The sequence below is a fragment of the Streptomyces hawaiiensis genome (genome assembly GCF_004803895.1).
GTDB classification, from domain to species: Bacteria; Actinomycetota; Actinomycetes; order Streptomycetales; family Streptomycetaceae; genus Streptomyces; species Streptomyces hawaiiensis.
In genome coordinates this window covers 6,737,287-6,749,253 of the sequence record NZ_CP021978.1, presented here as the reverse complement: position 1 = coordinate 6,749,253, position 11,967 = coordinate 6,737,287, and the positions used below count along the sequence as shown (strand labels likewise).

Below are 11,967 nucleotides of genomic sequence, written 5' to 3'. Positions count from 1 at the left end.
TAACAATCCGTGCACCCGCCCCCCTTTCTGTATGCCGCCACAGATAGGATCCTCACACAATCCGACCATTGTTTACCTCACCCTGACGGTCTCCACCCCGGACCGCCGGGTGTCCTCGAAGGAGTCCTGCGTGGCGTCCCCTCGTCGCCGAACACCCCGACGCCGGGTCTGGCCCAAGATCAGGCTCCTGCTCCTCGTGGCGGTCGTCGCCGCCGGCGGCACCGCGCTCTATCCCGTGTGGAAGGCCGCGAACCCGGACCCGCCCGAGCTGAAGGTCCGCTACCGGACCGACACCCCGGCGACGGCAACCGCGGCCAAACCGTCGTTCGAAATCTTCAACGACACGGACAAAGCACTGCCGTTGAGCGATGTGACGCTCAGGTACTGGTTCACGGCCGACGGCGCGGCGGGCCCCTCGTCGTACGCCTTCAACTGCGTCAACGTCGTCTTCGGCTGCTCGAACGTGGCCGGGCGGATCGTCGCGATGGACAAGCCCACCGACACCGCCGACCACTACCTGGAGGTCCGGTTCACGGCCGCCGCGGGCGATCTGAAGCCCGGCGCCAACAGCAAGGGCATCGACCTGCAGCTGTTCCGCACCGACCACAAGAAGCTGAAGCAGTCCGACGACCGCTCCTTCGACGCGGAGATGACCAGCTACAAGGCGGCGGAGAAGGTCACCGCCTACAAGCGGGGCGTCCTCGCCTGGGGCGAGGAGCCGGACGGCACCAAGGCGAGCGACGACAAGAAGGCCACGGCGAAGGGCTCGGCGCCCGACCCGGTTCCGGCCCCTCCGGCCGGGGTGCTGTTCGACGACTTCACCTACCAGGGACCCAAGGACCCGGCCCTGTTCAAGCACGGCTGGCTGGTCCGCACCAGCAAGGGCGGCCCGGGCGTCGAGAACACCTGGTCGGCACAGGGCGTCAGCTTTCCCACCGCCGAGGGCTCCCACGCCGACGGCCAGGTGCTCAACCTGCGGGCGAGCACGGACGGCACCAAGGCCGGGACGAAGCAGGCGAGCCTCGGCACGGCAGCGAGCAAGTTCCGCGACGGCACCTACGCGGCCCGGATCCACTTCAGCGACGAGCCGACCACCGGGGACGCCGGCGACCACGTCAACCAGACCTTCTACACCATCGGCGGCAAGGGCTCGAAGTACAGCGAGCTGGACAACGAGTACATGCCGAACGGCGGCTGGGGCCGCTCCGGCCCCAAGCTCGACACCGTGACCTGGTTCGACCACAAGACGAACGACCGGGTCTACGAGACCACGAACAAGAGCCTCGACACCTGGCACACCGTGCTGATCAGGGTGAAGGACGGCGTCGTCGCCTACTGGCTCGACGGCAAGAAGCTCTTCCTCAGCAACGGCAAGTACGCCCCCCGCGCGGACATGTCCGTGAACTTCAACCACTGGTTCATCGATCTGCCGTTCAAGGGCGACCGCGCCTGGGACATGAAGGTGGACTGGCTCTACTACAACGCGAACGACACCCTGTCGGCGAAGCAAGTGCAGTCCGCTGTCGAGGGCTTCACCGACGAGGGTATGAACTACTTCGACACGGTTCGGGAGTCCCGGTGAGGAACAGTCGGTCCGGCGCCCACAGGCACGCCGCCGAGGCAACGGAGAACAAGCCGGTGGTGAGCAGGCGCTCCGCTCTGCTGATGGGCGGTACAGGAGGCGTCGCCATGGCCGGCGGCGGCGCGTGGCTGGGCAAGGTGGTGGCGCAGCCCGCCGCCGCCCCGGCCGCCGAGGCAGGCATCGGAGGCCTCACCACGCCTCCCCTCTACGCCCCCTCCGGCCGCCGCCCCAAGTACCGCCGGGCCACTTGGTCCCAGCAGTTCCAGTCCGGCCACGGCTGGACCCCCGGGGGCGCGGGTACGGCGTCGGCCGAGGCGAACGACAAGTCCGTCTTCGTCCGCGGCACCCAGTCGGTCCGGGTGACCACGAGCGGCACCGGCAAGCAGAGTTACGTCCGCAAGACGGGCATGCCGGCGATGAGCCTGACGGGCAAGATGATCCGGCTCGTCTTCCGCGTCGAGGACGTGACGAACCTGGCCAAGCTCGTCTTCTACCTGGGCAGCGGCTCCCTCGCGAACCACTTCGCCTGGACGCACCACGTCCACTCCAAGACCTCGGCCAACTACGTCCAGTCCGGCGAGTGGGTGACCGTCCACCTCCAGTGGGCCGACGTCAACGCGGCGGCCGGCACGTACTCCATCGGCACCGGCGGCAAGCCGTCCACGAAGACCGGCTTCACCGACATGTCGTTCGCCGTGTACGACAACGCCGGCGGTCCGGTGACCTACCGGCTCCAGGCCGTCGAGCTGATACCGGACACCGTCTCGGTCTTCCCAAAGGGCGTCGTCTCCCTCACCTTCGACGACTCCCACAAGTCGATCCACGACCTGGCCCGGCCGGTCATGGACCGCTTCGGCTTCCCCGGCACGGTCTACAACATCGCCGACGCCATCGGCACCGGCAGCTTCCTGACACTGGGCCAGATGCGGTCGATGCAGGACTTCTCCGGCTGGGAGATGGGGGGCCACTCGTACGCGAACGCCGTCCACACGGCCAGCTACCCCAAGCTCACCGCCGAGCAGGCCGACGACGACTTCCGCAAGCTGCGCGAGTGGCTGGTGTCCAACGGCTTCACCAGCGAGCACTTCGCCTATCCGCACGGCGCGTTCCAGAAGACGTCCGACGGGGTCCCGGTCGACCAGATCGCGAGCCGGCACTTCACCACGGCCCGGTCGATCATCTCCGAGACCATCGAGTCGTTCGCCCCGGCGATGCCGTACCGCCTCAAGGCGCTGACGGGCATCAACGACGGCACCGGCATCGGCGGTACGGCCCTGTCGAAACTCACGGGCGCGGGCGGCAAGCTCGACCGGTGCGTGAACAACGGCGACTGGCTGATCCTGTGTCTGCACAAGGTCGTCGACGGCGCCCCCAAGACGAGCACCGAGATCGGCACCGCGGGCCTGGAGACGCTGATGAAGGCGATCGACGACCGGGACATCCCGGTGCTGACGGTCGAGGAGGCCATGGCCTCCTACACCTGAGGCCCGAACGCACAAGAGAGGGGCGGCCCCCCGGCCGCCCCTCTTCGTTCTCCTACGGCTCTACCAGCCGCCCTGCCCGTAGCCCTGGCCCTGCTGCCACGACGGGTCCTGGGGCGGATAGCCGCCCTGCCGGCCCTGGCCCGGGTACTGCTGCTGGTACGGGTCGGGGGGCCCGGGGTGCCCGCCCTGCCACTGCGGCTGCCCGGCCGGCGCCGGCGCCCCCCAGCTCACGCGCTGCTGCGGAACGGCCGCGTGCTGCTCCTCGTCGTACCCGGGGATCGGCTGCGGCTGGGAGGGGATGCCGCCCGCCGGGCGCGGCCGGGTGCGCAGTGCCACGCCCTCCAGACGCATCAGCTGGAGCGTCTCGGTGACCTTCTTGTCGGAGTACGGGTCCTCTTCCTCGAAGATCTCCGTCACGTCGCTCTCGTGGTCCCCGGCCACGGACACCTCGACACCGCCCTGGCGGGTGCCCCAGCTGCCCTTGTGGAGGGTGAACAGGGCGTAGAAGCGCAGCGGGGTCAGCAGCGTCAGCTGGATCACACCGTAGATCGGCGCGAGCAGGAACATGCCGAACCGCTTGATGAAGCCCATGCCGCGGCGCGGGAAGTCGAGGTAGCGCACGTTGCGCAGATAGCCCATCAGCACCATGAAGATGAGGTAGTCGCCGATGTGGTTGACGAACTGCTCGGGCTTGATGATGGGCAGGATGACCATCGAGTAGAACATCGCCGAGCCGAAGACCAGCCACAGCGCGAGTTCCATGCAGGTCAGCCAGAAGGCCGGCCGGTACTTCTTCTGGTGCCGGAACGCCCACAGCGACTCGCGGAAGAAGGACTTGTTCCAGCGCACCTGCTGGCGCAGGAAGTGCGGCAGCTTCTCGGGCACGGCGGTGTAGCCGACGGCCGTCTCCTGGAAGACGACCTGGCCCTCCATCAGGCAGTAGTTGGTCATGCGGCGGTCGTCACCGAAGACGGCCGGCTTGCCCAGGAACTGCTGGTTGAGGAAGTCCGGCAGGTACTTGCGCACCAGCGTGCCGCGGTACGCGGAGAGCGCGCCGCAGCAGCACAGCACCGACTTCAGCCGCGAGTAGGCGGCCCGCTCGAAGAGGAACGAGTTGCCGTAGCGCAGGTCCTGCAGGCGGGTGAAGATGTTGCTGTCGTGGTTGAGCGCCAGCACCATGCCGGTGGAGGCCATGATCTTCTCGTCGGCCAGCGGCAGCAGCAGCTCGCGCACGGTGTCCCGGGACAGCACGGTGTCCGAGTCGACGCACAGGAAGATGTCGGAGTACGGCGCGGCCTCGAAGCCCAGCGCCAGCGCCTCGCGCTTGCCCTTGTTCTCGGGCTGGACGCTGACGGTGTACTTGACGCCCTTGGCCTCGAACTCGCGGCGCATCTTCTTCGCCGCGCGGATGCCGGAGTCGTTGGCGCTGGCGTCGTCGATGATGTGGATCTCGTTGGGCAGGCGGCTCTGCGCGAGGAGGCTGCGCATGCCCTGCTCGAACATCACCGGGTCCTCGTTGTAGATCGGGATGACCGCGGTGACCCAGGTGCTCTCCAGGTACTCCAGCTCCTCCCGCCCGGCCTTGGCCGGACGGTAGAAGAGGGCGCCGAACATCTTCAGGGCCAGCAGGCCCATGGCGCCCATCGAGTAGAGGTGCAGCGAACCGGCGTCGAGCCGGGTGGCGATCAGCGCGGCCAGGCCCAGGAAGACAAAATACGAGACCTTCAGATGCCGCCGCTTCCGGTGCGCTCGACGCCCACCGGAGTCGACGGCACCGGGTATGAACGTATCTTCGGAAGTCACAGCTTGACCACCCGCGGGTGGTCGGCGGATTTGCCCCGGGTGTCGAAGAGCGCCCGGGCACGGTCGGCCAGCTCGTCGAGGTCTATCTCGCGGTGCGGCTGGAGCAGGATGGTGAGGTCCGCGGCCTCGGCGGCGGCGAGGTAGTCCTCGGCCCGCTCGACGGGCTCACCGCCGACGCGCCAGTCCTCGACGCGCGGGTCGAAGTAGACGAGTTCGGCACCGCGGGCGAGGAGGTTCTCCGCGACGGCCAGGGCCGGGCTCTCGCGCTGGTCGGAGATGTCCGGCTTGTAGGTCACACCGAGCAGCAGGACCCGGGAGCCGCGCACGGCCTTGCCCTGGTCGTTGAGCAGATCGGCGGCCCGGTTCACCACGTGCACGGGCATCCGCTGGTTGATCTCCTGCGCCAGCTCCACGAACCGGAACGGGATGCCCAGCGAACGCACCTTGTACGACAGGTAGTTGGGGTCGATCGGAATGCAGTGCCCGCCGACGCCGGGGCCCGGGTAGAACGGGGCGAAACCGAAAGGCTTGGTGGACGCGCACCGAATGGCATCCCACAGATCGACGCCGATCTCACGGCAGAACATCGACATCTCGTTGACGAGCGCGATGTTGACGTGCCGGTACGTGTTCTCCAGCAGCTTGGCCATCTCGGCCTCGCGGGTGCCCTTGGCCTCGACGACCCGGTTCACGAACCGCTCGTAGAGGGCGCGGGCGGCCTTGGTGCAGTCGGCCGTGATGCCGCCGACGACCTTGGGCGTGTTCTCCAGGCCGAAGGAGGCGTTGCCCGGGTCGATGCGCTCCGGGGAGAAGGCGAGGTGGAAGTCGATGCCGACCCGCAGGCCCCCGGCCTCCAGACGCGGCCGGACGACCTCGTCGGTCGTACCCGGATACGTCGTCGACTCCAGGACCACGAGCGTGCCGGCGGTGAGGTGGGCGGCGATGTCGTCGACGGCGGCGTGCACCGCGCCGAGGTCCGGGGCGCCGTGATCGGTGAGCGGCGTGGGAACACACACCACGACAGCGGCGGCGTCCGCGATCACGTCGGCCCGGTCGACGGCCTCGAAGCCCTGCTCCAGCATGGCGCGCACTTCGGCGTCGGTGATGTCGTCGACGTGTGAACGTCCGGCGTTCAGTCCGTCGACCACCCGGCGGCTACGGTCGAGACCGACCACCTTCAGACCCGCGGCGGCGGCGGACCGGGCCAACGGCAGTCCCACGTAACCGAGTCCGACAACGACAAGATCCACCGTGGAGGATCTGCTCACGACATCATTCCCCAACCCCGTTGCCACGGCGTCGGCCAGACGCAGCAGCAACCGGCCCCCCGAGCAAAATCGAACAAGTCCGAGGAGGTTAACAAGACCTTCACTTTTTGACCATGTTCACCCGAGGTGCGCCTTGTCACGCACACATCTCTACAACCGTTGACACACTTCGTGTGTCTGGAGCGACAAGAGCCTCAAGTTGAAAGGGCCGGTTCCCCTTCTGGTGGGGCTCAGATCTCCCGCCAGGCCTCCAGCGCGAGCCCCGGCTCGTCCTTGCGGCGGGTGAGCAGCACGGTCCCGGTGGACGGTGACTGGGAGGCCGCGACGACCTCCTCGTGCTCGTCGAGCGCCACCGACACCATGGCGTCGGCTGGCAGCTGGGGCCCGGACTCGGTCCACCAGGCACCGGCCGACTCCTGCTCGGTCGGATACGCGGCGAAGGCGACCCGGCCACTCGCCGACCGCTGCGCGAGCACGGTGCAGTCGTGCCCCTCGATCTCACACCGTACGGCGGAGACCGGACCGGGGCCGGCGGACGTGAGGAGGGTCGCCGGCTTCTCACCGGGGCGCCAGGCGCACAGGTCCCCGGAGCTGTCGGTGAAGAACAGGGTGGTGTGCTCGGCGGACGTGGCGAGCGCGCGCAAGGTCCCCGGACGGACGGGGGCGTCGACGCCCTCGGTCCGCACCGGCTTCTTACCGTCCCCCTCCTGCCGCCAGTGCAGGATCCCGCCGGGCACGCAGGCGTACACCTCCACCAGCCCCGACTCCCCCGTGACGGCGGCCAACTCCCCCTCGACGTCATGCCCTTCGAGGTCCAGCCAGCCGCCCCAGCCGCCCTTGACCTTCTGGTTGCGCAGGCTCACCCCGCCGCTCTTGTTCCGGACGAAGACATAGCCCCGCCCCGCCCCGTCGACGGCGACGGCCGGCCGGCCCGTCCGGTCGCCCTTCTGGTCCGGGTGCCCGATCGGGACCCAGTCCAGGGGCGCGAGGCCGGGCCGGAAGTGCGTGGAGTGCACGAGCCCCGACTCCCCCGGCACGGTGGGCCGCCAGGCGGCCAGGTGGGCGTACCCGTCGGTGCCCTGGCCGACCGCCGCGTCCGGGTGCAGCTTCTGACTGCCGCCGACGGTGCGGGGGGCGTCCTCCCAGAGGCCGGCGGGTCCGCGTTCCGCACGGCACCGGACGGCGTCGCCGGAGGGCAGGTAGACGGTGAGGCGGCCGTCGCGGCCGCGGATGAGCCAGTCGCCGTTCACCTGTTCACTTTATGCGGCCGACGGGCCCGGCGCGCCCGCCCCGCCCTGCCTGGCGGGCATCTCCCGTGCGACCCTGGCCACATGAACGCCAACCCGCCCGTCCTGGTCGTCGTCGACGCCGCGAATGTCGTCGGGTCGGTGCCGGACGGATGGTGGCGGGACCGTCGGGGTGCGGCGGAACGGCTGCGGGACCATCTGGCATCGGAGGGGGTTCCCGCCGTGTCCGGCCCGGTGGAGATCGTCCTGGTGGTGGAGGGGGCGGCACGCGGGGTGGAACCCGTGCCAGGGGTACGGGTGTCGTCGGCGCCGGGCAGCGGAGACGACCACATCGTCGAGGTCGTCGCGTCGGCCGGTGACCGTTCCGTCCTGGTGATCACGGCGGACCGGGAGCTGCGGAGGCGGGTCGGGGAGCTGGGGGCCGAGGTGGCGGGACCGCGGTCTGTTCGTCCCTAGCCAGCCGGGCGTGGGGGCCGGGGTGGGCCCGCAACCCGGCGGAGCGGGGTACCGCTGCGGGCACGGAGGGCGTTGAGCGTGCTGTGAGGACCGCAGGGCTCGGCGTCGCTGCTGGTGCCGGGTGGGTGCGCAACCCGGCGCAGCGGGGTGCCGCTGCGCCCACCCGTGCCGCCCTTAGCGGCACTCATGCCCGCAGCGGGGGCGGCCCGCACCCGCCGTCGTACGCAAGGGGCCGTGTCGGGGGGTGTCCGCCCGCAGCGGTTGGCGCGTCAACGAACAGTCAGTCGGCGTGAGACCCCATCGCGCCGTTCCGAGGACGGACACCCCCCGACACGGCCCCGACCCACCACCCGGCGACCAGGCGCAGCCACGCGAGCAGCCGGGGCCGCAGTCACCTACGGCGTGCCGCCGCCGCCCGCGCTCGGCTGTTCCTCTGCCGCTTCGCCGCGCGCGAGACGGCTGTGGGTGCGGCCGTAGAGGAAGTACACGAGGAAGCCGGCGGCCATCCAGATGGCGAAGCGGACCCACGTCTCGGCGGGGAGGTTGATCATCAGCCACAGAGAGGCGCAGACCGACAGGATCGGGATGACCGGAACCCACGGGGTGCGGAAGGCCCGGGGCAGGTCGGGGCGGCTCTTGCGGAGGATGATCACGCCGATGGCGACGACCACGAAGGCGAACAGCGTGCCGATGTTCACCAGCGCGGCGAGCTCCGTCAGCGGTGTGAACCCGGCGAGGACCGCGATGACCACGCCGAGCAGGATGGTCGGCCGGTGCGGCGTCTTGAACCGCGGGTGGACGCGCGAGAAGAACCGCGGCAGCAGCCCGTCCCGGCTCATCGCGAAGAACACCCGGGTCTGCCCGAGCAGCAGGATCATGCACACCGTCGTCAGGCCGACCGCGGCGCCGAAGCTGATGAAGCCCGCGAACCACGGATGCCCGGTGGCCTTGAACGCGTCGGCGAGCGGGGCGTCGACGGACAACTCGCTGTAGTGCTGCATGCCGGTGACGACGATCGACACGAGGACGTACAGCGTCGTGCAGATCACGAGGGAGCCGAGGATGCCGCGCGGCATGTCGCGCTGCGGGTTCTTGGTCTCCTCCGCGGCCGTGGCCACGACGTCGAAGCCGATGAAGGCGAAGAACACGACCGAGGCGGCGGTGAAGATGCCCATCACGCCGAAGTTGGAGGGCGCCCAGCCGAACATGAGCTGGATCAGCGGGGAATCGAGACTGGACCCGGCCGGTACGGGCTTCTCCTTCGGGATGAACGGGTCGTAGTTGTCGCCCTTGATGAGGAACGCGCCCGCGATGATCACGACGAGGACGACCGTCACCTTGATGGCGACGACGATCGACGTGATCCGCGCGGACAGCTTCATGCCGACCACGAGGATGCCGGTGAGGACGAGGACGAGCGCGGCGGCGAGGATGTCGAAGCCGAAGGCGTCGGCGCCCTCGCGGCTGCCCAGGCCCGCGGGCATCGTCCAGCCCGCGTTGTCCATGAGCGACTGGATGTAGCCGGACCAGCCGACGGCCACCACCGCCGTCCCGAGCGCGAACTCCAGGACCAGGTCCCAGCCGATGATCCAGGCGGGCAGTTCACCGAGAGAGGCGTACGAGAACGTGTAGGCGGACCCGGCGACCGGGACCGTGGAAGCGAACTCGGCGTAACACAGCGCGGCCAGGGCGCAGGCGACGCCGGCCGCGACGAACGCCAGAGCCGTCGCGGGCCCGGCGTTGTCCTTGGCGACAGTGCCGGTGAGGACGAAGATGCCGGTGCCGATGATCACGCCGACGCCGAAGACGGTCAGATCCAGCGCGGACAAGGACTTCTTGAGCGCGTGCTCCGGCTCTTCGGTGTCGCGGATGGACTGTTCGACTCTCTTCGTCCGGAAGAGGGTGCTGCTCACGGGGTACCTCCCACGCTTGTCGTCCTCGACATGATCGAGAGGGGGCACCATCCGTATGCCCCAGCGGGGAAGGATTCACGCCAATGGGCCGGTTTCACCACCCTTCACGGTGGCGGAACCGGCCCATTCAGCGGTGTCAGTCGCGCGCGGGCTCCACCGAGTCCACGGCGTCCGCGGCGCCGCGTTCGGTGGGGAGGCCGTCCAGCTTGGCGACCAGCCCGGTCACCTGCCGGGCGATGTCCGGCGCGGTGAGACCGATCTCGGCGAGAACCTCGGCACGGGAGGCGTGATCGAGGAAGCGCGGCGGGATGCCGAAGTCCCGCAGCGGCACGTCCACTCCCGCGTCGCGCAACGCCTGGGCGATCGCCGAGCCGACACCGCCGACCCGGCTGTTGTCCTCGACGGTGACGACCACGCGGTGCTGTTCGGCGAGCGGGGCCATGGCCTCGTCGACGGGCTTGACCCAGCGCGGGTCGACGACGGTCGTGGAGATGCCCTGCTTGTCGAGCAGTCCGGCGATCTCCAGGCACATCGGCGCGAGGGCGCCGACGGAGACCAGCAGGACGTCCGGCCGGTCGGTGCCGGGTTCACGCAGGACGTCCATGCCGCCGACGCGGCGCACGGCGGGCACGGCCGGGCCGACGGCGCCCTTGGAGAAGCGGACCACGGTCGGCGCGTCGTCGACGGCGACGGCCTCGCGCAGCTGGGCGCGCACCTGGTCGGCGTCGCGCGGCGCCGCCAGCCGCAGACCCGGGACGACCTGAAGGATCGACATGTCCCACATGCCGTTGTGGGAGGCCCCGTCGGTGCCGGTGACGCCGGCCCGGTCGAGCACGAAGGTGACGCCGCACTTGTGCAGGGCCACGTCCATCAGCACCTGGTCGAAGGCGCGGTTGAGGAACGTGGCGTACACGGCGAACACCGGGTGCACGCCGCCGGTGGCCAGGCCGGCCGCGGAGACGGCGGCGTGCTGCTCGGCGATGCCGACGTCGTAGACCCGCTTGGGGAAGCGCTTGGCGAACTTGTCCAGGCCCACCGGCTGGAGCATGGCGGCCGTGATGGCGACGATGTCCTCGCGCTCCTCGCCGAGCTTGACCATCTCCGCGCCGAAGACGGAGGTCCAGTCGGCGCCGGAGCTGGCGATCGGCAGGCCCGTGTCGGGGTGGATCTTGCCGACGGCGTGGAAGCGGTCCGCCTCGTCCTGGAGGGCGGGCTGGTAGCCGCGGCCCTTCTCGGTGAGGCAGTGCACGATGACCGGCCCGCCGAACCGCTTGGCCTTGGCGAGCGCGGACTCCAGGGCTTCCAGGTCGTGCCCGTCGATCGGCCCGACGTACTTCAGGCCGAGGTCCTCGAACATGCCCTGCGGGGCGATGAAGTCCTTCAGGCCCTTCTTGGCGCCGTGCAGGGTGTCGTAGAGCGGCCGTCCCACGACGGGGGTGCGCTCCAGGACCTCCTTGGTGCGGGCGAGGAACCGCTCGTAGCCGTCGGTGGTGCGCAGGGTCGCCAGGTGGTTGGCGAGGCCGCCGATGGTCGGTGCGTAGGACCGCTCGTTGTCGTTGACGACGATGACGAGCGGGCGGTCCTTGGCGTCGGCGATGTTGTTCAGCGCCTCCCAGGCCATGCCGCCGGTCAGCGCGCCGTCACCGATCACGGCCACGACGTGGTCGTCGCGTTCGAGGATCTGGTTGGCCTTGGCGATGCCGTCGGCCCAGCCGAGGACGGTCGAGGCGTGCGAGTTCTCGATGACGTCGTGCTCGGACTCGGCCTGTGAGGGGTAGCCGGACAGTCCGCCCTTCATCTTCAGCTTCGAGAAGTCCTGGCGGCCGGTGAGCAGCTTGTGGACGTAGGACTGGTGGCCGGTGTCCCAGAGCACCTTGTCCCGGGGCGAGTCGAAGACCCGGTGCAGGGCGATGGTGAGCTCCACCACGCCGAGGTTGGGGCCGAGGTGACCGCCGGTCTTGGAGACCGCTTCGACGAGGAAGCTGCGGATCTCCTCCGCCAGCTGGTTCAGCTCCTCCAGGTTGAGCCGGTCCAGATCGCGCGGTCCCCTGATACGGGTCAGCAGCGGCACCCGTGCCTCCTTGCAGTAGAGCTGTTGCCGGGCTTGTCGAGTCTAATGTTCCGCCTTCGCGGGCGGCGCCGAGGCTGTGCGTCGTACGTCACGCGTTCGGCTGTACCCATGGTGCGCCACGCCCATGACACAGCTGTGCCCGG

Annotated in this window: 8 protein-coding genes; 3 read left to right on the top strand and 5 right to left on the bottom strand. The window is 69.6% G+C overall.

Going from position 1 to position 11,967, the window contains the following annotated elements; all coding sequences use genetic code 11:
- Positions 1-130: 130 nt before the first annotated feature.
- Both CEB94_RS31060 and CEB94_RS31055 read left to right on the top strand, forming a co-directional pair.
- Positions 131-1,582, top strand: coding sequence for a cellulose binding domain-containing protein (locus CEB94_RS31060; protein ID WP_175435320.1), 1,452 nt, complete (start codon positions 131-133; stop codon positions 1,580-1,582).
- Positions 1,579-3,066, top strand: coding sequence for a polysaccharide deacetylase family protein (locus CEB94_RS31055; RefSeq protein WP_246111963.1), 1,488 nt, complete (start codon positions 1,579-1,581; stop codon positions 3,064-3,066). Before CEB94_RS31060 ends, CEB94_RS31055 begins: the two co-directional genes overlap by 4 nt.
- Before the next feature lie 60 nt (positions 3,067-3,126).
- On the opposite strand, the gene CEB94_RS31050 is transcribed toward CEB94_RS31055, so the two are convergent.
- The 3 genes from CEB94_RS31050 to CEB94_RS31040 form a co-directional block, all read right to left on the bottom strand.
- Positions 3,127-4,869: a glycosyltransferase gene (locus CEB94_RS31050; protein WP_175435319.1), complete on the bottom strand. Its 1,743-nt coding sequence runs from the start codon at positions 4,867-4,869 to the stop codon at positions 3,127-3,129.
- Positions 4,866-6,137: a nucleotide sugar dehydrogenase gene (locus CEB94_RS31045; RefSeq protein WP_175435318.1), complete on the bottom strand. Its 1,272-nt coding sequence runs from the start codon at positions 6,135-6,137 to the stop codon at positions 4,866-4,868. Before CEB94_RS31045 ends, CEB94_RS31050 begins: the two co-directional genes overlap by 4 nt.
- 230 nt (positions 6,138-6,367) lie before the next feature.
- Positions 6,368-7,387: a PLL family lectin gene (locus CEB94_RS31040; protein ID WP_175435317.1), complete on the bottom strand. Its 1,020-nt coding sequence runs from the start codon at positions 7,385-7,387 to the stop codon at positions 6,368-6,370.
- Between the two features lie 81 nt (positions 7,388-7,468).
- On the opposite strand from CEB94_RS31040, the gene CEB94_RS31035 reads away from it, so the two are divergent.
- On the top strand, positions 7,469-7,840 hold the full coding sequence (locus CEB94_RS31035) for a PIN domain-containing protein (protein ID WP_175435316.1): 372 nt from the start codon (positions 7,469-7,471) through the stop codon (positions 7,838-7,840).
- A gap of 395 nt (positions 7,841-8,235) precedes the next feature.
- Here CEB94_RS31035 and CEB94_RS31030 read toward each other — a convergent pair whose 3' ends face one another.
- Both CEB94_RS31030 and dxs read right to left on the bottom strand, forming a co-directional pair.
- On the bottom strand, positions 8,236-9,753 hold the full coding sequence (locus tag CEB94_RS31030) for an amino acid permease (protein ID WP_175435315.1): 1,518 nt from the start codon (positions 9,751-9,753) through the stop codon (positions 8,236-8,238).
- Between the two features lie 136 nt (positions 9,754-9,889).
- Complete coding sequence (gene dxs / locus CEB94_RS31025; RefSeq protein ID WP_175435314.1) at positions 9,890-11,824, bottom strand: 1-deoxy-D-xylulose-5-phosphate synthase; 1,935 nt, start codon at positions 11,822-11,824, stop codon at positions 9,890-9,892.
- Positions 11,825-11,967: the final 143 nt, after the last annotated feature.